This is a genomic window from Blattabacterium cuenoti (assembly GCF_014252295.1).
Lineage (GTDB): Bacteria > Bacteroidota > Bacteroidia > Flavobacteriales > Blattabacteriaceae > Blattabacterium > Blattabacterium cuenoti_V.
Genome location: NZ_CP059215.1, coordinates 175,950 through 199,336, shown reverse-complemented (window position 1 = coordinate 199,336; position 23,387 = coordinate 175,950). Strand labels below are relative to the sequence as shown.

Sequence of the window (23,387 nt, the reverse complement as noted above, 5' to 3'; positions counted from 1 at the left end):
TAGAAAAATTACCAAGTACCACTACTTCCTCCTCCTCCAAAATGTCCCCCCCCCCCAAATCCATCAAAATTATCATCATTTTCATGGTTATTAGAATTATTATTTTTAAATAAAAAATTTGTCAAAAATAAAGTATTTAATAATGGAAAATCTATTATTCTTTTTCTGTAAAGAAGAAAGGACACAAAAAATAAAAAACTCATGCAAATAAAAAAATTCCATCCATAAAAAACTTTCTTTTTTTTCTTTTTTTGATAATTTTTATTATCAATAGTTTTAAATATTTTTTTAGTGCAAAAATCTATAGCTTGATAATATAAATGATTTTTTAACATAGGATTTATTTCTTTTATAATTTTTTTAGTCAAAAAATCAGTTAGATAGGGTTCTAATCCGTATCCATTTTGGATAGATATTTTTTTATCATTTATAGACAATAATATAACTATTCCATTATTTTTATGAAATTTTCCAATTTTCCATCTTTCTCCCCATTTTGCAGCTAGAAAATTTGGATCTTCTCCGTGAAGATCCTGAATAATAGAAATTAAAATTTCTGTTGATGTTTTTTTAGAGTATAAAACAAGTTTTTGATTCAATTTTTCTATCTGTATTTTGGATAGTACACCGGCGTAATCTTGAACAGGGTATATTTTTTTAGGAGCATCAGGTAAATAAAATTGTCCTTGTACTAGGTTTATATAAAAAGAAATTATAATGATTATTTGAATAATTTTTCTCATGATTTTTTGAATTTTTTTTTCAATTCTCATTTAGAAAAATCTACAACAGGAGATTTTCTGGATTCTATTTTAGATTGGAAATATCCTTTTTCTTGAAACTTATCAAAAAAATTTGCTATGATAATTTTAGGGAATTGATTTCTATAAGTGTTAAAATAATTGACATGATCATTAAATCGATTTCTTTCTATATTAATACGATTTTCTGTTCCCTCTAATTGATTTTGTAATTCGTAAAAGTTTTTTGTAGAGCTTAAATTAGGATAATTTTCCACAATAAGAAGAAATCGGCTAACAGAGTCATTTAAATTTTCTTGTACTTTCTGAAATTTATTGATTTGATTTTGATTTAAGTTATTTGTATTGGTATGAATAGAAGTAGCTTTTGTTCTGGCTTCTATTATTTGTGTTAATGTATTTTTTTCAAAATTTGCAGATCCTTTTACTGTATTTATTAAATTCGGAATTAAATCCGCTCTTCGTTGATAAACATTTTCTACTTGTCCCCATTGCGTTTTAATATTTTCGTTTAGCTCTACTAGGTGATTATATATACTGGAAATCCATAATCCAATTATGAATATTAAAATAAAAATAGAGGAAATCGTTATTATAAAATTTTTTTCTTTCATTTGTAATAAAATTTTTCTATTGGAAAAAAAAATTGACATTCTTTAAATGCATTTTTATTGCTATCTGATCCATGTATAGCATTCTTTTCTAAAGAAGTAGCATATAGATTTCGTATAGTTCCTTTTTTAGCATTTATTGGGTTTGTATCTCCTATTAAAATCCTAAAATCTTTTACAGCATTTTCTTTTTTTAAGATACTAGATATAATTGGTCCAGAAGACATAAATTCTATTAAAGAATCAAAAAAATATTTTTCTTTATGTTCTTCATAAAATATGAAGGCAGATTTTTTAGAAAGTTCCATCATTTTAAGAGCGATAATATGAAATCCTGCATCAATTATTTTAGATAAAATAGATATACTATATCCTTTTTCAACTGCATCCGGTTTTATAATAGAAAGAGTTATTTTTCCAAACAAATTATAATTTTTTTTGAAAGAAAACATAAAATTAAATAAAGAAATTCATAAATGAAAATTCCTGTATTTTCATCTAAAAAATTAGAAATTATGAATTGCAACAATAAAAATAATACTAACGATGAAGAAGAAAATTCTTTTGATTCATTTAGACAAATAGTTCTGAATGATTATAGATTAGCTCGAATTAGTAGAGAAACTAGTCTTTTAGGAAGAAAAGAAGTTTTAAATGGAAGAGCTAAGTTTGGAATATTTGGGGATGGAAAAGAAATTCCTCAATTAGCTATGGCAAAAGTTTTTAAAAATGGAGATTTTAGATCTGGATATTATAGAGATCAAACATTTATGATGGCTATTGGTGTTTTAACTGTAAAAAATTTTTTTTCCCAATTATATGCACATTCAGATTTGGAATCTGAACCTGTTTCATCTGGAAGAATGATGACATCACATTTTGGAACTCGTATTATCAATAATGATGGAACTTGGAAAAATATTGTGCAAAAAAAAAATTCTATTGCAGATATTTCTTCTACAGCATCTCAAATGCCTAGATTATTAGGATTAGCTCAGGCTTCTAAAATTTATAAAAAATTAAAAAATTTAAGAGAAACACATAAAATGTTTTCTAATAATGGAAACGAAGTTGCATTTGGAACTATTGGAAATGCTAGTATTTCGGAAGGATTATTTTGGGAAACATTGAATGCAGCTTCAGTCTTACAAATTCCTATCATTTTATCTATTTGGGACGATGAATATGGAATTTCTGTTCCTAATAAATACCAATTCTCTAAAAAAAATATTAGTGACCTTTTGTCTGGATTTCATAGAAATAAAAAAGAGAAAGGAATAGAAATTATTCGCGTAAATGGATACGATTATATGAATCTTACACAAACATATGTTCATGCAGATAAAATTGCTCGTTATGAGCATGTTCCAGTTATTATTCATGTCACAAATTTAACTCAACCACAAGGACATTCCACATCTTCCTCTCATGAAAGATATAAATCAAAAGAACGTTTAGAGTGGGAAATAAACAACGATGGTATCAAAAAATTTAGAAATTGGATTTTAAATTTTAAGTTCAACAAAAAAAATAACTTACAAAGTTTAACAGACGTTTATTATTTAGATCAAATAGATGTAGAAGCCAAAAAATACGTAAAAAATGAACAAGAAAAAGCTTGGAAATCCTTTCAATCTCCAATTCTTAAAATTAAGAATGAAGTTGTAAGAATTTTGCATAAAATGCAAAATTCTTCTTCTTTAACTAAGAATAAAAAATGGATTAACAAATGTATCAAAAAACATATTCAAGAATTAAATGATACACAAAAAAATTTTTCAACAAAAAAATCAATATTTCGTATTGCTCGAAAAATTTTATATCTACTATCTAAAGTAGAATTAAATTCAAAGTATTGTTTGATAGAATGGGTCAAAAATAAGTATAATCAAGAACAAGAAAATTATTCTTCTCATTTATATAGTATTTCCGATAAATCTTCTTTCAAGATAACAGAAATTTTTCCAATATATAAAAATAGTAATTTTGAAGTAGACGGAAGAATTGTATTAAGAGAAAATTTTGATAAATTATTAGAGTTATATCCTGATCTTTTAATATTTGGAGAAGATGTCGGAAAAATAGGAGATGTAAATCAAGGATTAGAGGGATTACAAAAAAAATACGGAAAAACTCGAATTTTTGATACTGGAATACGTGAATCTACTATTATTGGACAGGGAATTGGTCTAGCTATGCGTGGACTTAGACCTATAGTTGAAATTCAATATATAGACTATATTTTATATGCATTACAAATAATGAGTGATGATCTTGCTACCTTACAATACAGAACAAAAGGAGGTCAAAAATCTCCTGTCATTATTCGTACTAGAGGACATAGACTAGAAGGTATATGGCACTCAGGATCTCCTATGGGAGGTATTATTAATTATTTAAGAGGAATTCTTGTTTTAGTCCCAAGAAATATGGTAAAAGCTGCTGGATTCTATAACACTTTATTATCTGGAGATGATCCTGCTTTAGTTATTGAATGTTTAAATGGATATAGGATAAAAGAAAAACTACCGGAAAATTTAGGTTTTTTTAAAACTCCTATTGGAATCGTAGAAATTACAAGAAAAGGAAAAGATATAACTATAGTTACTTACGGTTCTACTTGGAGGATTGTAAATGAAGCAGCAGAAGAATTATCTAAGATTAATATAGATTCAGAAATAATTGACGTTCAATCCTTAATTCCTTTTGATTTACGAAAAAATATTGTTAAAAGTTTACAAAAAACAAATAGACTATTAATTATAGATGAAGATGTTCCAGGTGGAGCTTCCGCTTATATTTTACAAAAAATATTAGAAGAACAAAATGGATATTATTACTTAGATAGTCCTCCTGTTACAATTACTGCGAAAGAACATCGTCCTCCCTATGGATCAGATGGTGATTATTTTTCAAAACCTTCTGTTGAAAATATTGTAGAAAAAGTGTTAGAGATAATGTATGATACTTAAAAAAAGTAAGTTTTTTATTATAAAATTTTTATTTAAACATAATAATCATTTGTTATATTTGTTTTCACTAATTTTTTTACTTTATTTATGAGAATGATAATAGAAAAAATCTTTCAATCAAGAATTGAAAAAATGGATTTTAACAATATTTCCTTTGGGAATCAGTATTCAGACCATATGTTTTGTTCTGAATACAAAAATGGAGAATGGATAAATTCTATTATTAAGCCTTTTGGAAATATCATGTTTTCTCCTGTATCTCCTGTTTTCCATTATGGACAAGCTGTTTTTGAAGGTATGAAAGCTTATAAAGATAAAAACGAAGAAGTTTTTTTATTCCGTCCAAAAGAAAATTTTACAAGAATAAATAGATCTGCTGCTCGTTTAGAAATGCCTTCTATCCCAAAAGATATTTTTATGAATGGACTTATAAAATTAATAGATATAGACAGGAATTGGATTCCTAAAAACTATGGACAATCTTTATATATTCGTCCTTTTTTAATTGCTACAAATGGAGTTTTATCGGCAAAACCTTCTCAAGATTATATGTTTATAATAATATCTACTCCTGCAGATTCCTATTACAAACATCCTTTGAAAATTAAAATAGAAGAAAAATATAGTCGTTCTTCAGCAGGTGGAATTGGATTTACTAAAGCTGCTGGAAATTATGCTTCTTCTTTTTATCCTACTAGACTAGCAAATGAAGAAGGATTTGATCAAATATTGTGGACAGATTCTTCTACTCATACAATGATAGAAGAATTAGGGACTATGAATGTTTTTTTTTGGTTAAATAATAAACTTGTAACTCCAAAATTGAATGATAACATTTTAAGTGGAATTACTTGTAAAAGCATTCTTTCTTTAGCGAAAGAAGAAGGAATTCACGTAGAAGAAAGAGATTTAAGTGTCTCAGAAATTATAAATGGATTAGAAAAAGAAAAGTTAAAAGAATCTTTTGGATGTGGAACTGCAGCTGTCATAAATTATTTTAAAATGATCAGTTATAAAGGTCGTAATTTTTTATTACCAAATATTTCTGAAAAAGAACGAATATCTCTTCGTTTGAAAAAAAGATTATTGGATATACAACATAATTTATCAAAAGATCCTTTTGGATGGAGAGTTCAACTAAAAAAATATTTATAAAAATATTCTTAATAGTATGCGTTGTATATGTATGAATGATCATTTTCAATCTATAGAGGAAATAACAAAAGAATCTATATTTGTTTTGTATAAATTAGAATATTGTCCTGAATTAGATTTTCAATATACGAAAAAAGAATATCCAGGAGATCTTACTTTTATTTTATTTTCCTTATCTAAAAAATTAAGAAAACCTGCAGAAGATATAGGGAAAAATATAGGAACATATGTTCAAAATCAATTAAAAGGATTAATTCGATTTTCTATTATTGAAGGTTTTTTAAATTTTATTTTCGAAGATGGTTATTATATTTTTCTTTTAAAAAGAATGTTAAATACAAATTTTTATCATTTAAAATTACCATCTAAAAAAATTATGATCGAATATTCATCTCCTAATACTAATAAACCTCTTCATTTAGGACATGTTAGAAATATCTTAATTGGATCTTCTATAGCTGAAATATTAAAAATGGTTGGACATCAAATAATAAAAATTCAAATTATTAATGATAGAGGTATTCATATATGTAAATCAATGGTAGCATGGAAAAAATTTGGGAAAGGAGAAACACCAGATGATGTTAATATGAAAGGAGATCATTTTGTCGGAAAATATTACAGTTTGTTTGATAAAATCTATCGTGAAGAACTTTCAAAAGTTCCCAAAGAAAAAAATTCTTCTATTTTAAACGAAGCTAGAGAATTATTAAATAAATGGGAAAATGGAGATTTAATAACTAGAAAAATTTGGGAAAGAATGAACCGTTGGGTTTACAATGGATTTGAGGAAACTTATCGAAAGTTGGAAATAAATTTTGATAAAATAGAATACGAAAGTAATGTGTATAAAACTGGAAAAGAAATTATTAAAAAAGGTCTTAAAAAAGGAATTTTCTTTCAGAAAAAAGACTTATCTGTTTGGATTGATTTAACTAAAGAAGGTTTTGATAAGAAACTTTTGTTACGATCCGATCAAACTTCAGTATATATAACTCAGGATATTGGAACTGCAGTAGAACGTTTTAAGAAATATAACATAGATAAGTTAATCTACATTGTTGGAAAAGAACAAGATTATCATTTTCAGATTCTTTTCAAAATATTAAAATGTTTGGGATATTCATGGGTAAATAAATTATCCCATTTTTCTTATGAAATGGTATATTTACCAAGTGGTAGAATGAAATCTAGAGAAGGAAATATAATAGATGCAGATAGCCTATTTTTAAAAATGTATTCTATCGCAAAAAAAAATTTTTTAAATAAATATTCAAAATTAAAAGAAAAAAAAGAACAAGATAGTTCCGCTAAAATTATAGGATTAGGAGCTATGAAATATTATTTTCTTAAAGTAGATCCGAAAAAAAAAATCGTATTCTATCCTGAAAAATCTATAGATTTTAAAGGAAAAACAGGAACATATATTCAGTATACTTATTCAAGAATTCGTTCTTTAGAACGTAAATTTTTCAATTTATGTTCATTGTTAAATGATTATTGGTCAAATATAAAATTTGATGTGTATGAGAAAAATATGATTAAAATTCTTCAAAAATATCCATTAATATTAAAAAAATCATCAAAAAGTTTAAATCCTTCGTTGATAGCAAATTATGTTTTTGAAGTATCCAAAACTTTCAATCTTCTTTATCAAAAGAAAAGACTGATAGATCCTCTAAATCTTGTTCAGAGTAATATTTGTATGAATATTATCCATGTTACAGGAAATGTGTTAAAATCTGGAATGAATTTATTAGGTATCAAAATGCTGGATCGTATGTAATAAAATTCATTAAATAAAATAGTCATGTAAAGATTAAATAAAAATACATTATATGTTCGAAAATTTACAAAATAAATTTCACAAAGCTCTTCAATTTTTGAAGGGAAATGATACAATTACAGAAATTAATATTGCATCTTCTATGAAAGAAATTGGAAGAGCCCTTATTGATGCAGATGTAAATTATAAAATTGCTAAAGAATTTATTCAAAAAGTTAAAAAAAAATCTCTTGGAGAAAAAGTACTGACTTCATTAAGTCCAAAAGAACTTATTATAAAAATAGTATATGATGAGTTGGTAAAACTTATGGGCGGAAAAAGTGTAGATATAAATCTTTCTAAAGAGACTTCTATTATTGTAATCTGTGGATTACAGGGAAGTGGAAAAACTTCTTTTTCTTCTAAACTTGCTTTTTTTTTAAAAAAAAAGAATAAACGTCCTTTATTAGTAGCTGCAGATATTCATAGACCTGCAGCTATAGACCAATTGAAATTTCTTGCAGGAGAAGTAAATATTCCTGTTTTTTCTTTAAAAAAAAGTAAAAATATTATAGAAATAATAGATAAATCTATTATTGTTGCTTCTCAAACGAATAGAAATGTAATTATCATTGATACAGCTGGTAGATTAGCTATTGATAAGGTCATGATGGAAGAAATCGAAATAATTAATCTACATTCAAATCCAGATGAAATTTTATTTGTTGTAGATGCAATGACTGGACAAGATGCTGTGAATACTACTAAATCTTTTTCAGAAATATTGAATTTTGATGGAATTGTAATGACTAAATTAGATGGAAATAGTAGAGGTGGATCTGCTATAACTATGTCTAGCATAGTGGGAAAACCTATTAAATTTATTAGCAATGGTGAAAAAATAGAAGATATAGAAATTTTTCATCCAGATAGAATAGCTAATAGGATTTTAGGTATGGGAGATATAGTTTCTTTAGTAGAAAAAGTACAGGAAAAATTTGACGAAAAAAAAACTAAAAAAATTTATCAAAAAATTTCAAAAAATCGTTTTAATTTTAATGATTTATTGGAACAAATTCAACAAATCAAGAAAATAGGAAATATAAAAAATATTGTTTCTATGATTCCTGGACTTAATAGATATTTTTCATTTTTTCATAATGGAGATAAAGATTCTTTTAAAAGAATAGAGTCAATTATTTATTCTATGACTCCTAATGAAAGAGAAAACCCGAAATTATTTACTGATCTTAAAAGAAGAAAAAGAATATCTAAAGGATCTGGAGTTACGTTAAATCACATAGATATTTTCTTCAAAAAATTTTACGATATAAACAAGATAATGAAGAAAATTAATGATAATTCAGGACAAAAAATCATAAAAGATTTTATGTATAAAATGATGAATAAAAAATAATAATGTTTAGGTCGTGTTAATTTAAAATTTTCTTTTGTTGAAAATATTTTTAATTTTGTTCGTTGAACATTTTCAAAACCCCAATAGGAAAAATATTCCGTTTGGAATTTGATATGAATGAAATATGATGAAAGGTTTTTTAAATAGAGATAGGTTTTTGAATATTTTGGAGAATGTCAATATTTGGGATATTATCATTATTGGAGGAGGAGCTACAGGATTAGGCATAGCTTTGGATTCTTCTTCCAGGGGATATAAAACTCTTCTTTTAGAACAATCTGATTTTTCTAAAGGAACTTCAAGTCGTAGTACAAAATTAGTTCACGGAGGAATACGGTATTTATCTCAAGGAAATATAAAATTAGTTTATGAAGCATTACAAGAAAGAGGTCTTTTGTTAAAAAATGCTCCTCATTTAGTGAAAAAGCAAAAATTTATTATTCCAATTTTCAGTTGGAAAATGGGAATTTTATATTGGACTGGATTAAAACTATATGAATGTTTATCTGGATCATTAAGTTTTGGAAAGTCTCAATTTTTATCAAAAAATGAAATAATTAAAAATTTTCCTGAATTAAAAACAAATAATTTAAAAGGAGGAATTTTATATTATGATGGTCAATTTGATGATGCTCGTTTAGCTATTAATCTAGCACAAACTTGTGTTCAAAAGGGTGGAATTCTTCTAAATTATTTTCAAGTCAAAAATCTTATAAAAAAGGTTGGTAATAGAGTATCTGGAGTTGTCGCTTATGATCTTGAAACTCAAAAAAAGTATTCTATTTATTCAAAAATAGTTATAAATGCTACTGGAGTTTTTTCTGATTCTATTTCTAGAATGGATGAGTCAGAATGCCCTATTTTAATAAAACCTAGTCAAGGAACTCATATTGTATTAAATAAATCTTTTTTTAGCAGTTCAAATGCAGTAGTTATTCCAAAAACTTCGGATGGAAGAATATTATTTTGTGTTCCATGGTACAATCATGTGTTAGTAGGGACTACAGATACTTTTTTAAAAAAAAGTGTTCTTGAACCGAAGCCTTTAGAAGAGGAAATAGATTTTATTTTGCAAACTTTTAACAAATATTTTGTTTCACCACCAAAAAAAACTGATATTCTCAGCGCTTTTTCTGGATTACGTCCTCTTTTTGTTTCTAGTGATTCTTCTGTTTCTACTAAAACAAAAGATATTTCTAGATCACATAAACTTATGATTAGTTCATCCGGATTAATAAGCATTATAGGTGGAAAATGGACTACGTATAGAAAAATGGCAGAAGAAACTGTTAATAAAGCTATTGAAATAGGAAAATTAGATAAAATACCTTCTATTACAAAAAATATTAGAATTTATGGATCAAATTATTCATATAAAAACGAAAATTATCATTGGAAAAAATATGGAGAGGATGAATATCATATAAAAAAATTAATTGAGGAAAATCCATTATTAGAAACACCCTTGATCCCAAAATATCAGAATGCTACTTCTTATTATTATTGTACGGAAGCAGAAGTTATATGGATGGTTCGTTATGAAATGGCTAGAACAGTGGAAGATGTTTTGGCAAGAAGGTTTCGTTTATTGTTTTTGAATGCGAAGGAAGCAATAAATATAGCGCCAAGAGTAGCAAAGTTAATGGCTAAAGAACTATCTAAAGATGAAAAATGGGAAAAATCACAAATAGCTGCTTTCAAAAAGTTAGCTGTTCGGTACTATTATCCGATTGCTTGATGTTGTAACACCTTTATTCATCATATGTTTATGAAAAAATATGTGCTATCATTAGATCAGGGAACTACTAGTTCTAGAGCTATCATCTTTGATAAGATTGGGAATATTATTTCCGTAGCTCAAAGAGAATTTACACAAATTTATCCTTATCCTGGATGGGTTGAACATAATGCAGAAGAGATATGGTCTACTCAGGCTTCAGTTGCTTTAGAGGCAATTTTAAAAGCAAATTTAGAAGGTCAAAATATTGTTTCGATAGGAATTACCAATCAAAGAGAAACTACTGTAGTCTGGGAAAGGAAAACTGGAGAGCCTATTTTTAATGCTATAGTTTGGCAAGATAGACGTACATATAAATATTGTGATCTTCTTAAAAAAGAAGGATTAACTGAAATGATTAGGAAAAAAACAGGTCTAATCATAGATCCTTATTTTTCCGCAACAAAAATTAAATGGATATTAGATAATGTTCCAGAAGCAAGAAAAAAAGCTAATTCTGGATCTTTAGCTTTTGGAACTATAGATTCATGGTTAATATGGAATTTAACAGGAAAAGAAATTCATGTGACAGATGTCACTAACGCATCTCGTACTATGCTTTTTAATATTCATACACTCAGTTGGGATCAAGAATTAATTGATCTGTTTGATATTCCTATAACAATGCTTCCAGAAGTTAAATCTTCTAGTGAAATTTTTGGATATACTACAGGACACATTCTTTCTCATAAAATTCCTATATCAGGAATTGCGGGGGATCAACAAGCTTCTCTTTTTGGTCAGATGTGCACTAAAGTTGGAATGGTAAAAAATACTTATGGAACAGGTTGTTTTATGTTAATGAATGTAGGAGACAAACCTGTTTTTTCTCAAAATAATTTAATAACCACTATTGCTTGGAAAATTCAAAATCAAGTTCAATATGCACTAGAAGGAAGTGTTTTTATTGCGGGTGCTGTTGTACAGTGGCTAAGGGATGGATTAGGATTACTTTTATCTTCAAATGAAGCAGAAATTTTAGCTTCTTCAGTCAAGAATACAGAAGGGTTATATTTGGTTCCAGCTTTTTCAGGTTTAGGAGCTCCTTATTGGGATCAAAAAGCTAGAGGAACTATTGTTGGAATAACAAGAGGAACTTCTTCTGCTCATTTTGTTAGAGCCGCTTTAGAAAGTATTGCTTTTCAAAATATGGATGTTTTGAAAGCTATGGAAGCAGATTCTGGAATTTCTATAAAGGAACTTCGTGTAGATGGAGGAGCAACAGTAAATAAATTACTAATGCAATTTCAGTCTGATATCTTAAATGTAAGAGTAGTAAAGTCTAAAATATCAGAGCTTACAGCGGCTGGAGCAGCTTATTTAGCTGGATTATCTGTAAATTATTGGACCGGTCTTGAAGATATTCAAAAAAAATGGCAATTAGAACATATTTTTGAACCGAAAAAAATGTCTAATCGTTTAGAAAGAATTAAAGGATGGGAAAAAGCGGTAAAAGCAACTCGTTCATGGTCTTGTCAATAATATTGTCAATATATAAAAAATAAAATAAAATGACAAAAATATATGGAGAAATTATAGGAACAATGATTTTGGTTCTTTTAGGAAATGGAGTAGTAGCAAATGTAATTTTGTCAAAAACTAAAGGTCACAGCCGTAATGTAGAATGGCTAACGATTACCATAGGATGGTCATTAGCCGTCTTTATGGGAATAATAGTTTCTGCTCCTTATAGTGGAGCTCATTTGAATCCATGTGTTACAATAAGTTTTGCTATAATTGGAAAATTCAATTGGAATATGGTTCCATTTTATATAATTGCTCAATTAATTGGAGCTATGTTAGGATCTTTATTTGTATGGTTTTTGTATAAGGATCATTTTGTAAAAACGGAAAAAGAACAAGATAAACTATCTGTTTTTGTTACAGTTCCTTCTATAAAGAATTTATTTTCTAACTTTTTAAGTGAAGTATTATCTACTTTTATTTTTATATTCATTTCTTTATACCTAACAGTAGAGGGTACCCTTTTTTTGAAAGAAAATAAATATCCTATAGGTTTAGGATCTTTAGGGGCATTATTACCTTCTTTAGTATTATTAGGTGTTGTTTTATCATTAGGAGGAAATACTGGTTCAGCTATTAATCCTGCTCGTGATTTAGGTCCGAGAATTATATATTCTATCATTCCAATTCCTGGAAAAGGAAAAAGTAACTGGGATTATGCATTTGTTCCTGTATTAGGTCCTATTTTGGGGTGTTTAATAGCTTCAACATTATATTTATTTTTATCATGATAAAAAAATTTGTAACTTTTTTTTAATGGATAAATCATATTCTTTAAAAGAAGAAACCAATACTGTAGATCATAGAAAAATAGGGAAAAAACTAAAATTTTTTATTTTTTCTAATAGAGTAGGAAGTGGACTACCTCTATGGTTGCCTTTAGGGGCAATTTTTAGAAAAAATTTAGAAGAATTTTTAACTGATATTCAAAAAAAATCTGGATATGAAATGGTAGTAACTCCTCATATTGGACATAAAAAACTGTATGTTAGAAGTGGTCATTGGGAAATGTATGGAAAAGATAATTTTAAATCTATCCATACACCTCACAAAGGTGAGGAATTTTTATTGAAACCTATGAATTGTCCTCATCATTGTGAAATTTATCGTTCTCAAGAATGGTCTTATAGAGATCTTCCTAAACGTTTTTCTGAATTTGGAACAGTATATCGTTACGAACAGAGTGGAGAACTTCATGGTTTAACTAGAGTTAGGTGTTTTACTCAAGATGACGCACATATTTTTTGTACACATGATCAATTATTAGAAGAATTTAAAAAGGTTATTAATTTAGTTTTTTATGTTTTTCAATGTTTAGGTTTTTCTGAATATACAGTTAGAATATCTCTTAGAGATACAAAAAAAATAGATAAATATATTGGATCAGAAAAAAATTGGGAAAAAGCAGAGGAAGCTATATTGAAAGCAGTTAAAGAAGAAAAAATTAAAGCATCTATTAATTATGGGGAAGCAGCATTTTATGGTCCAAAACTGGATTTTATTATTAAAGATTCCCTAGGAAGAAGTTGGCAACTTGGAACTATTCAAGTAGATTATAATCTACCTGAAAGGTTTGATTTATATTATAAGGGAAAGAATAATGAAAAATTTCGTCCAGTTATGATACATAGAGCTCCTTTTGGTTCTTTAGAAAGGATTATCGCCATTATGATAGAACATACCAAAGGTAATATTCCATCATGGATAGCTCCTAATCAAGCAGTCATACTTCCTATAAGTAATAAATATATAATTTATGCAAAAAAAATTTTAAATTTGATGCTGGATTATAATATTCGAGTATTTGTTGATAATAGAAATGAAAAAATTAACAAAAAAATTAGAGACTCTGAAAGTAATAAAATTCCTTATATGATTATTTTGGGTGAAAAAGAAGAAAAAAATAAAATGATTTCATTGCGGCGTCATAGGTTAGGACATATAGGAACATTTTCTGTTCCCAAAGGAATAGAAACTATTTTTGATGAAATAAATTTAAAAACTAAAACTATAAAACTATTATAAAAAAGAAGTTTTCAAGAGGAAAAAAGAAAAAAAGAATTTTTAGACCATTTCCACAAAAAAAAGAAGAACATAGGATTAATGAAAATATTAATTCTAAAAAAATTCGTCTGGTTGGTGATTCGTCTATAAAAAATGGAGTTTACTCTATCCAAGAAGCTCTTCAATTTTCTAGAGAAAGAGAATTAGATTTAGTTGAAATTAATCCTAAATTGGAACCACCAGTATGTAAAATATTGGATTATAAAAAGTTCTTATATGAACAAAAAAAAAGAAAAAAACAATTTAAAGCAAAACAAACTAAAGTAAATACTAAAGAAATAAGATTTGGTCCACAAATAGGGGATCATGATGGAAAAGTAAAGATAAAAAGCGCTGAAAAATTTTTAATGCGTGGAGATAAAGTGAAAGTTTTTGTTTTTTTTAAAGGTCGTTCTATAGTATATAAAGATCAAGGAAAAATAAAATTGTTAAAATTCGCAGAAGAAATTGAGGAATATGGAAAAGTGGAACAAATGCCAGTTATGGAAGGGAAAAGAATGTATATAATATTGTCTCCCAAAAAGTTTTAAAAATATGACAAAATTGAAAACAAAATCTGGATCAAAAAAAAGATTTAAGAAAACGTCTAATGGATATATAAAAAAAAAATATGCATTCAAAAATCATCTTTTAACTAAAAAATCGAAAAGAAGAAAACGTCATCTTTCTAAATTTAATATATTGAATCAATCAGATCGAAAAAATATAAAAAAACAAATATAAAATAATGCCAAGATCCACAAATTCAGTTTCTTCTAGACGAAGAAGAAAAAAAATACTAAAATCAGCAAAAGGTTTTTATGGCTCAAGAAGTAAAGTTTATACAGTTGCTAAAAATGCAGTAGAAAAATCTTTTATATATGCTTTTTCAGGAAGAAAAAAAAAGAAAAGAGATTTTAGATCTCTTTGGATTCAACGTATTAATGCCGGAGTACGTCAGTATGGAATATCTTATTCTATTTTTATGAAAAAATTATACGATAAAAAAATTAAAATAAATAGAAAAATACTTTCAGATTTTTCTATGAATGAGCCTAATACTTTCAAAAAAATAGTGAATTATATTTCTTCATGAAGAACTCATTTCTGACAAACTAATCAATTTATTTTTTATTAATTTTTTTCTTTTGTAAGAAAAGTAATCTATAAAAAGTTTTCCATCAAGATGATCATATTCATGTAAAATAACTCTAGCACATATACCGGTTATAGTTTTTTTTTGTTTCTTCCAATTATGGTCATAATATTCGATCAATACATTAGATTTTCTTTTTATATATCCCATTATACCAGGAATGCTAAGACATCCTTCATTAAATTTGTACTCTTTTCCATGAATTTTTAATATTTTAGCATTAATGAAAACTTCCTTATAATTACTTATATTTTTTCCGTCTAAATAAGGGGTTTCTACTATAAAAAGACGTATATTTTTTCCAATTTGTGGGGCAGCCAATCCTATTCCTTTTTCTTTATGTATAGTTTCAAACATATCTTTTATTAAAAGGTTGATCTTTTCTTTACAAGAAGATAAATTTATATTCGAACATTTTTTTCTTAAAATAGGATCTCCATAAAGAACTATAGGTAATATCATAAATTAATTTCTTTTTCTTTTTTTGCGAGATAAGATTGTAAAATAATAATAGCACTAATTTTATTTAAAATTGCTTTTTTTCTTCTTTTTTTTTTCTTTAAACCTAATTCTATCATAGTATTAAAAGCTATTTTAGACGTAAAACGCTCGTCTAATCTTTCTATAATAATTTTAGGATATTTTATACAGAATTTATTTATAAATGCTTGAATATCTGTTTCTATTAATATTTCTTTTTGATTATTTAATTTCTTAGGTAAACCTATAACGATTTTATCAATTTTTTCGTTAAAAAAGAAAGATTCTAAAAAATTCATTAATTGTTTAGTTGGAATAGCATCCAATCCAAAAGCGAATACTTGTTTATTATCAGTTATAGATAAACCTGTTATTACTTTTCCATAATCTATTCCCAATATTTTGGACATCTTTATTACTTATGACTACTATGACAAATATATATACTTGTTATCTTATTTTATTTTACTATTTTTGTTTTCATCAAACTTTATGAAAGTGAAAAAATTAAAATTAGAGATAGAAAAAGCTTGGGATCAAAAAGATTGGTCTACCACTAATATGAAAAATGTAATTATTCAGGTTATTGATCATCTAGAAAATGGAATAATAAGAGTGTCTGATTTTTTAAATGAAAAATGGATAGTTAATGAATGGGTAAAAAAAGCAATCATAATGTATTTTTCTATTAAAAAAATGAATGTTATAGAATTAGGACCATTAGAGTTTTATGATAAAATACCTATCAAAAATAAATTTCGAGAAAAAAATGTTCGCGTCGTACCTCATGCTATAGCACGTTATGGTTCGTATATATCACAAGGAGTAATACTTATGCCTTCTTATATTAATATAGGCGCTTATATAGGAAAAGAAACAATGATAGATACATGGGCTACAGTAGGTAGTTGTGCTCAAGTTGGATCCCGTGTTCATATAAGCGGTGGAGTAGGAATAGGGGGAGTCTTAGAACCATTACAAGATAATCCTGTAATAATAGAAGATGATGTTTTTATTGGATCTAGATGTATTCTAGTAGAAGGAGTATTAATAAAAAAAGGTGCTGTTTTAGGAGCAAATGTTGTTTTAACATCTTCTACTAAAATTTTTGATGTTACTAATGATAATAACGCTATTGAATTTAAAGGATTTATTCCTAAGTATTCTGTTGTTATTCCTGGTTCTTATCCAAAAAAATTTCCTTCAGGAATATATTATGTTCCATGCGCTATGATTATAGGAAAGAGAAAAAAAAGTACGGATGAAAAAACATCATTGAATGATGCATTAAGAACTCACAAATTAGTAATTTAAATGTCTTTTTACGAAGAAATAAAAAAAAGTACTGATATTTTAAAAAAAGGAAAGAGTTTGTTATATCCTACAGATACTGTATGGGGATTAGGATGTGACGCATTTAATATACATGCTATTAAAAAAATATGTAAAATTAAGAATAGAGATTTTTCTAAATCTATGATTGTTTTAGTAGAAAGCATGGATAGATTACATCAGTTGGTAGGAAATATTACGAATATTACTAGAAAAATTATTCTTGATAATTTTATCAAAAAAAAACCTATTACCATCGTGTACGATCATGTTAACGTTAGCAAAATAAAAATAGGATCTAATTTAAAAAATGATACTTTAGCCGTTCGTTTAACACATGATCCATTTTGTGTTTGTTTAATACGAAATTTTGATAGTCCAATTATTTCTACTTCTGCAAATTTATCAGGATTTGCTGCTCCTACATCATTTTCTGAAATAAATTCTTTTATTGTAAAAAAAATAGATTATGCTGTGAATTTTAGAAGAAAAGAAATAGCTACTTATAGTAGCTCATCAATTATAAAGATTGTTTCAAATAAGGTAAAAATATTACGTATGTAGTTCAGTAATGAATTTGTCATCTGCCCTTCATAAAAACATATTCCGTATCGTCAGTCTTTCTGCTAAAAAAATAAAACAAGATAGTTACGTAGTAGGAGGTTATGTAAGAGATTTTTTGTTAGGAAGAATGAAATCAGAAGATTTAGATATTTTAACTATAGGAGAAGGAATTAGATTAGCTAAGGAAGTTTCTAAATATATTAAACCTTATCCTAAAATAAGGATATTTAAACGTTTTGGAACTGCTATGTTAAAATACGGAAATCAGAAAATAGAATTTGTTGGATCTAGGAAAGAATCATATCATTTTTCTAGTAGGAGACCTTTTGTAGAATTAGGTTCACTACGAGATGATCAAAATAGGAGAGACTTTACAATCAATGCTTTAGCTATTAGTTTAAATCGTGATAATTATGGTAAATTGATTGATCCATTTGGAGGATTGTTAGATTTAAAAAAAAAAATATTAAGAACTCCATTAAATTCAGATATTACTTATTCTGACGATCCATTACGAATGATGCGAGCTATTAGATTTGCGACGCAACTTCAATTTACAATTGAAAAATACTCATTTAAATCTATTCAGAAGAACAAGAATAGAATAAATATTGTTTCTATAGAAAGAATTATAGAAGAGTTTAATAAAATTCTATTATCTGAAACTCCTTCTAGAGGATTATTGTTATTATATGAGTCTGGATTATTGTCAATTATATTACCAGAATTAATTTTGTTAAGAGGAATAGAAGAAAAAAATGGATGGAAACACAAAGATAATTTTTATCATACTTTGCAAGTAGTAGATAACATTAGTAAAATAAAAACTAATTCTCTTTGGTTAAGATGGGCGGCATTGCTTCACGATATCGGAAAATCCTATACAAAAAAATTTTTACCAAAAATAGGTTGGTCTTTTCATTCTCATGAATTTGTAGGATCAAAAATTGCACAGAATATATTCCATCGGTTGAAACTACCAAAGGGTAATACCATGAAATATGTGAAGAAGATTATTCAACACAGTTATAAACCTATAGCATTAATAGGAAATAATACTAGTGATTCTTCTATACGTAGATTATTGTTTGATCTTGGTGAAGATATAGAAGATTTAATGAAATTATGTATCGCTGATATTACTACGAATAATATAGAAAAAAGGAGAAAATATAAAAAAAATATTTATCTTCTTATGGAAAGAATTAAAAAATTGGAAGAAAAAGATAGAATCAGAAATTGGAGATCCCCTATATCAGGAAATGATATCATGAAAGTTTTTCATATTGATCCATGTAGAAAGATAGGAATCATAAAAAATTTTATTAAAGATTCTATTTTGGAAGGTAAAATATCTAACGAATTTCATTCTGCTTATCTTCTTATGTTAAAAAAAGGAGAAGAATTAGGTTTAAAAAAGAAATAACATGTTTTCTAGTATTAATGGAACAAACAAAAAAAAAATAGTTATATTGCCACATAATAATCCGGATGGTGATGCTTTAGGATCCTCTTTAGCTCTTTTATTTTATTTAAGAAAACTTAAACATGATGTAGATTTAATATCTCCAACAGCATATTCTGAATTTTTTCAATGGCTTCCAGGAACCGGAAATATTATTATTTTATCAGAAAAAACTCAATCTTTAGTAAAAAAGAAAATTATAAATTCTGATTATGTTTTCTTTGTAGATTTTAATAATCTATCAAGAATAAAAAATTTAGAAAAATTTCTTGTATTTTCAAAGGCAAAAAAAGTACTAATAGATCATCACCCTTCTCCATTTCTTTTCGATTTTATGTTTTCTGATTCAACAGTTGCAGCTACTAGTATTTTAGTTTTCAGATTTATATCTCAAATGAATCATTTGGATAAAATAGATAAAAAAATAGCTACATGTCTATACGTTGGATTAATGACTGACACAGGTTACTTTCGTTTTCCTTCTATTACTTCAGAAACTCATTTTATTGCCGGAAATTTAATAGAAAAGGGCATTGATATAAATGATATATATAATCATCTGCAAGAGAAATACAATGAAAATAAATTAAAATTATTATCTAAAGCATTGAAAAGACTAAAAACAATAAAAAAATATCGCACAGCTTACACAAGTATCAATGCTTATGATAGAAATTACTATTCTTATCAAGAAGGAGATACTGAAGGTATTCCTACATATGGATTAGGAATAAAAAACATTATTTTTTCTGTTTTCTTTTTTGAAGAAAGAAAGAAATATCCAATTAAAATTTCTTTTCGTTCTAAAGGGAATTTTGATGTTAATAAGTTTGCAAGAGATCATTTTGGAGGAGGAGGACATAAAAATGCAGCAGGAGGTATTTCAGAAAAAAGTTTATCTGAATCCATTGAGTATTTTTTAAAAATTATTCCTAATTATCATAGAAATCTTATGTTTTCCATTTGATATTACATCCGTAACTTAATTTCGAAATTGGACTATTTATATTCGTTCCTTTCAAAATATTTTTTAATACATTTCTTACATCTAACCCTGTTACTGGTATGTCATTATCAGGACGAGAATCATCTAGTTGACCATGATAATACAAATTTCCTTTTCCAGAAAAAATGAAAAATTCTGGAGTACATTTTGCACAATAATATCTAGCTACATCTTGTTTTTCATCAAAAAAATAAGGAAAAGGATAAGCTAATTTATGATGTATTTTTTTCATGTTTTCCGGAGAGTCCTCTGGATATTTTTCTTCATCATTAGAGCTGATAGCTAAAAATGAAACTCCTTTTTTAATAAAATCGTTAGATAAACGCACTAACTCTGCATTGATATGTTTGACATACGGACAATGATTACAAATAAACATAATTACAGTTGCTTTACTCGAAAAAAAGTCTTTCATGGATTTTTTCTTCCCTGAAGAAACTTCTAATAAGTTAAAATCTTTTATTTGCATTTTAATTTCACTAGAAGAGTAAGTTAATACCATAATTTATTGATTTTATTATTTTTTTATTTTAGAACAAAAAACAAGAGATTTTTTCTCTTCTTCTTCAGCTAATTCAGAATCTATTAATATTCTTCCACTGTGTTCATCTATTAAAAGTTTATTGCGTTGTATTAATTCTGAATATTTTTGAGGTGTTATTGCTAGATAAGATCCCAATGGAGCCCCTCTTTGTACTGGAGCAATAGCCAATCCATTTTTGACTCCACTTCTTATTTTTTTATAAATTTGTAATAAACTATTATCAACTTTTTTAGAGAAACATAAAGATTTCTCCCTAAGTATTTTTTCTTCTTTGTCATTTTCTAATAGAATACTCTTCAATTCTTTCTTTTTGTGAAAAAGATGTTCTTCTTTTTTTTTCAAAAAATCTTCTTTTTTTTCTAGAATATCTTTTCTTTTATTGATTTTTATATTCAATTCTTTGATTATTTTTTTGGATAACTGAATCTCCAATTTTTGATAATCTATTTCTTTATCAAGAGAATATAATTCTTTATGATTTTTTACATTATCTTTCTGTTTTTCATATTTTTTAATTAATTTTTCTGAAGATTTAATATTTTTGTTTTGTTTATCTATATTTTCTTTTATAGAAAGAATATCTTCACGGATATCTTCTATATTTTTTTTCATTTTATTTAATTCTTCTTCCAAACTTTTTATTTCCATGGGAACATTTCTTCGAAATTTTCGTATTTCATCTATACGAGAATCTATTAATTGAAGATTATACAATGCTCTTAATTTATCTACTACTGTGATAGCTTCTTGTATTTTACGGGACATAAATAATATCAATAAAAATATTTAACTGGATTAGTATTAACCTTCGATTCATAAATAGAAATAGAAGTAAAATTTTTGTCTAAAAAAGATTTTAATAAATTTTTAGAAATTTTTTCTGATTCATAATGACCTACATCTACTATCAATATTTTTTTTTCAGATTTAAAAAAATCATGGTATTTTAAATCAGAAGATATAAAAACATCTGCTTCTTCTTTTATAGCATATTCTATTCCAAAACGTCCAGATCCTGTTACTATAGCTATTTTCTTGATTTTTTTTCCTACAAAATGAGAATGACGAATACAAAAAAAATTCATTTCCTTTTTTAGGAAGAATAAAAAGTCATCTTCGTTCATCTCTTTTTCTATACTTCCTATGAATCCTAACCCTATGTAAGGGTTAATATTTTCAATATTGAAAATTTCGTAAGCTACTTCTTCATAAGGATGATTTTTAAAAAGAGCATCTTTTACGTGATCTAATTTATGAGATGGAAAAATAACACCAATACAAGTTTCTTTTTCCATAGAAAGAATTCCTTTTTTTCCAGAAAATGGGTTTGTTTTATCGTTTCCCATATAACTTCCTAGTCCATCAAAATTATAACTGCAATGACTATAATTGGAAATTTTTCCGGCTCCTGCTTCAAATAAAGAATTTCTTACTTTTTCTGCATAATGAACTGGAACATAAGTGATCATTTTTTTTATAGTTCCTTTTTTTGGAATAAGAACTCTTTCCTTATTAATTTTCAATAGTTTCGATATATAGGCAGAAGTTCCTTCCCATATGAAATCTAAATTTGTATGAATAACATAAATAGATACATCATTTTTTAATGCATGAATTAGAACTCTTTCTGAAAATGTTTTTCCAATTAAATTTTTTATTGGTTTAAAAATAACAGGATGAAAGGATATTATCAAATTGCACTTTTTCTTAATGGATTCATAAAAAACTTCTTCAGTAAGATCTAAAGTAATTAATATGTTACTTACCTTTTGATGGTAAGATCCTACTATCAGTCCAACATTGTCATAATAATCAGCATATTCTACAGGTGCTAAATTTTCTAATTTTTCAGCTATATTTTTTACAAATACTTCCATATTACATGTTAAAAAATCCCTATATCAACAAATTTATCAAAAAAAATTGATTATTATTATAATAAACAAAATTAAAATAATTATGAATATTCTTTTCAAAAAACCAAAATGGATCAAAGTCAAATTACCAATGAATAAAAATTATTATAAACTACAAAAACTAGTTTCTTTGCATAAATTAAATACGATTTGTCAGAGTGGGAGCTGTCCTAATATAGGAGAATGTTGGGAAAAAGGAGTAGCTACTTTTATGATATTGGGAAATATTTGTACAAGATCTTGTAGATTTTGTGGAGTAAAAACGGGTCGTCCTGAAAAAGTAGATTGGGAAGAACCGAAAAAAGTGGCGAAATCCATAAAAATATTAAATATAAAACATGCTGTATTAACTTCTGTTAATAGAGACGATTTAAAGGATATGGGATCTTCTATATGGGTACAGACTATACAAGAAATACGATATTTAAATTCAAATATAACGATAGAAGCTTTAATCCCTGATTTTAAAGGAGAAAAAAAAATAATAGATAAAATTATTGATGTTCAACCAGAAGTAATTTCTCACAATCTGGAAACAGTTTTCAGATTAACAAAAGAAATACGCATTCAAGCTAAATACAATAGAAGTCTTGAAGTTCTACAATACATTAAAGAAAAAAATCATAAAATTCGTACAAAAACAGGAATTATGTTAGGATTAGGAGAGACAAAAGAAGAAATCATAGAAACAATGAAAGATATGATAAAATCTAAAGTAGATATTCTAACAATGGGACAATATTTACGTCCTTCTTTAAAGCATTATCCTATCCGTTTTTTTGTTCTCCCAGAACAATTCAAAGAATTGAAAGAAATTGGATTAAAAATGGGATTTAAATATGTAGAAAGCGGTCCTTTGGTTAGATCTTCTTATCATGCAGAAAAACATGTAAAGTGAC

The 23,387-nt window shown here is 26.5% G+C and carries 24 protein-coding genes; 16 read left to right on the top strand and 8 right to left on the bottom strand.

Annotated features, from left to right (window positions below):
* Positions 1-8: 8 nt before the first annotated feature.
* The 3 genes from H0H40_RS00940 to ndk are packed head-to-tail and all read right to left on the bottom strand — an operon-like array spanning position 9 to position 1,824.
* Positions 9-743: a TPM domain-containing protein gene (locus H0H40_RS00940; RefSeq protein WP_185869202.1), complete on the bottom strand. Its 735-nt coding sequence runs from the start codon at positions 741-743 to the stop codon at positions 9-11.
* Between the two features lie 26 nt (positions 744-769).
* A complete protein-coding gene (locus tag H0H40_RS00935) occupies positions 770-1,375 on the bottom strand; it encodes a LemA family protein (protein WP_185869201.1) in 606 nt (201 codons plus the stop codon).
* The gene (ndk, locus tag H0H40_RS00930) at positions 1,372-1,824 is read right to left on the bottom strand and encodes a nucleoside-diphosphate kinase (protein ID WP_185869200.1); all 453 of its coding nucleotides are present in this window, start codon (positions 1,822-1,824) and stop codon (positions 1,372-1,374) included. Before ndk ends, H0H40_RS00935 begins: the two co-directional genes overlap by 4 nt.
* Positions 1,825-1,887: 63 nt before the next feature.
* Between ndk and H0H40_RS00925 the strand changes: the two genes are divergently transcribed.
* From H0H40_RS00925 to rplT, 11 genes are all read left to right on the top strand, one after another.
* Positions 1,888-4,344 (top strand): alpha-ketoacid dehydrogenase subunit alpha/beta, encoded by a 2,457-nt coding sequence (locus H0H40_RS00925; RefSeq protein WP_185869321.1) that lies wholly within the window; start codon positions 1,888-1,890, stop codon positions 4,342-4,344.
* A 93-nt stretch (positions 4,345-4,437) separates the two neighbouring features.
* On the top strand, positions 4,438-5,499 hold the full coding sequence (locus H0H40_RS00920; protein ID WP_185869199.1) for a branched-chain amino acid aminotransferase: 1,062 nt from the start codon (positions 4,438-4,440) through the stop codon (positions 5,497-5,499).
* A gap of 31 nt (positions 5,500-5,530) precedes the next feature.
* Positions 5,531-7,285, top strand: coding sequence for an arginine--tRNA ligase (gene argS / locus H0H40_RS00915; protein WP_185869320.1), 1,755 nt, complete (start codon positions 5,531-5,533; stop codon positions 7,283-7,285).
* A 52-nt stretch (positions 7,286-7,337) separates the two neighbouring features.
* Positions 7,338-8,681 (top strand): signal recognition particle protein, encoded by a 1,344-nt coding sequence (ffh, locus tag H0H40_RS00910; protein ID WP_185869198.1) that lies wholly within the window; start codon positions 7,338-7,340, stop codon positions 8,679-8,681.
* 124 nt (positions 8,682-8,805) lie between these two features.
* Positions 8,806-10,419 (top strand): glycerol-3-phosphate dehydrogenase/oxidase, encoded by a 1,614-nt coding sequence (locus tag H0H40_RS00905; RefSeq protein ID WP_185869197.1) that lies wholly within the window; start codon positions 8,806-8,808, stop codon positions 10,417-10,419.
* A 24-nt stretch (positions 10,420-10,443) separates the two neighbouring features.
* Complete coding sequence (gene glpK / locus H0H40_RS00900) at positions 10,444-11,940, top strand: glycerol kinase GlpK (RefSeq protein WP_185869196.1); 1,497 nt, start codon at positions 10,444-10,446, stop codon at positions 11,938-11,940.
* Between the two features lie 29 nt (positions 11,941-11,969).
* Entirely contained in the window at positions 11,970-12,713 is a 744-nt protein-coding gene (locus H0H40_RS00895; protein ID WP_185869195.1) for an MIP/aquaporin family protein, read from the top strand.
* Between the two features lie 25 nt (positions 12,714-12,738).
* Positions 12,739-14,007, top strand: coding sequence for a threonine--tRNA ligase (thrS, locus tag H0H40_RS00890; RefSeq protein WP_185869194.1), 1,269 nt, complete (start codon positions 12,739-12,741; stop codon positions 14,005-14,007).
* A 35-nt stretch (positions 14,008-14,042) separates the two neighbouring features.
* Positions 14,043-14,576: a translation initiation factor IF-3 gene (gene infC, locus H0H40_RS00885; RefSeq protein WP_238785698.1), complete on the top strand. Its 534-nt coding sequence runs from the start codon at positions 14,043-14,045 to the stop codon at positions 14,574-14,576.
* Positions 14,577-14,580: 4 nt separating this feature from the next.
* A complete protein-coding gene (gene rpmI / locus H0H40_RS00880; protein ID WP_185869193.1) occupies positions 14,581-14,769 on the top strand; it encodes a 50S ribosomal protein L35 in 189 nt (62 codons plus the stop codon).
* Positions 14,770-14,773: 4 nt separating this feature from the next.
* Positions 14,774-15,121 (top strand): 50S ribosomal protein L20, encoded by a 348-nt coding sequence (gene rplT / locus H0H40_RS00875; protein ID WP_185869192.1) that lies wholly within the window; start codon positions 14,774-14,776, stop codon positions 15,119-15,121.
* On the opposite strand, the gene def is transcribed toward rplT, so the two are convergent.
* Positions 15,116-15,643: a peptide deformylase gene (gene def / locus H0H40_RS00870; protein ID WP_185869191.1), complete on the bottom strand. Its 528-nt coding sequence runs from the start codon at positions 15,641-15,643 to the stop codon at positions 15,116-15,118. The genes rplT and def overlap by 6 nt on opposite strands.
* Positions 15,640-16,071, bottom strand: a complete 432-nt coding sequence (ruvX, locus tag H0H40_RS00865; RefSeq protein ID WP_185869190.1) for a Holliday junction resolvase RuvX — start codon at positions 16,069-16,071, stop codon at positions 15,640-15,642. Before ruvX ends, def begins: the two co-directional genes overlap by 4 nt.
* A gap of 82 nt (positions 16,072-16,153) precedes the next feature.
* On the opposite strand from ruvX, the gene H0H40_RS00860 reads away from it, so the two are divergent.
* Genes H0H40_RS00860 through H0H40_RS00845 form a run of 4 tightly spaced genes read left to right on the top strand, consistent with a single transcriptional unit; the run spans position 16,154 to position 19,989 of the window.
* Positions 16,154-16,975: a 2,3,4,5-tetrahydropyridine-2,6-dicarboxylate N-succinyltransferase gene (locus H0H40_RS00860; protein ID WP_185869189.1), complete on the top strand. Its 822-nt coding sequence runs from the start codon at positions 16,154-16,156 to the stop codon at positions 16,973-16,975.
* Positions 16,976-17,557 carry an L-threonylcarbamoyladenylate synthase gene (locus H0H40_RS00855; protein WP_185869188.1) on the top strand — a complete coding sequence of 194 codons (582 nt, stop codon included), beginning with the start codon at positions 16,976-16,978 and terminating at the stop codon, positions 17,555-17,557.
* A gap of 7 nt (positions 17,558-17,564) precedes the next feature.
* Positions 17,565-18,983: a CCA tRNA nucleotidyltransferase gene (locus tag H0H40_RS00850; protein ID WP_185869187.1), complete on the top strand. Its 1,419-nt coding sequence runs from the start codon at positions 17,565-17,567 to the stop codon at positions 18,981-18,983.
* 1 nt (position 18,984) lies between these two features.
* Positions 18,985-19,989: a DHH family phosphoesterase gene (locus tag H0H40_RS00845; RefSeq protein ID WP_185869186.1), complete on the top strand. Its 1,005-nt coding sequence runs from the start codon at positions 18,985-18,987 to the stop codon at positions 19,987-19,989.
* On the opposite strand, the gene H0H40_RS00840 is transcribed toward H0H40_RS00845, so the two are convergent.
* The 3 genes from H0H40_RS00840 to H0H40_RS00830 are packed head-to-tail and all read right to left on the bottom strand — an operon-like array spanning position 19,973 to position 22,449.
* A complete protein-coding gene (locus H0H40_RS00840; RefSeq protein ID WP_185869185.1) occupies positions 19,973-20,530 on the bottom strand; it encodes a thioredoxin family protein in 558 nt (185 codons plus the stop codon). The genes H0H40_RS00845 and H0H40_RS00840 overlap by 17 nt on opposite strands.
* A gap of 15 nt (positions 20,531-20,545) precedes the next feature.
* Positions 20,546-21,337 carry a zinc ribbon domain-containing protein gene (locus H0H40_RS00835; protein ID WP_185869184.1) on the bottom strand — a complete coding sequence of 264 codons (792 nt, stop codon included), beginning with the start codon at positions 21,335-21,337 and terminating at the stop codon, positions 20,546-20,548.
* 8 nt (positions 21,338-21,345) lie between these two features.
* Positions 21,346-22,449 (bottom strand): Nif3-like dinuclear metal center hexameric protein, encoded by a 1,104-nt coding sequence (locus H0H40_RS00830; RefSeq protein ID WP_185869183.1) that lies wholly within the window; start codon positions 22,447-22,449, stop codon positions 21,346-21,348.
* Positions 22,450-22,531: 82 nt separating this feature from the next.
* Here H0H40_RS00830 and lipA point away from each other — a divergent pair, with 82 nt between their 5' ends.
* Positions 22,532-23,386, top strand: a complete 855-nt coding sequence (gene lipA / locus H0H40_RS00825; RefSeq protein WP_185869182.1) for a lipoyl synthase — start codon at positions 22,532-22,534, stop codon at positions 23,384-23,386.
* Position 23,387: the final 1 nt, after the last annotated feature.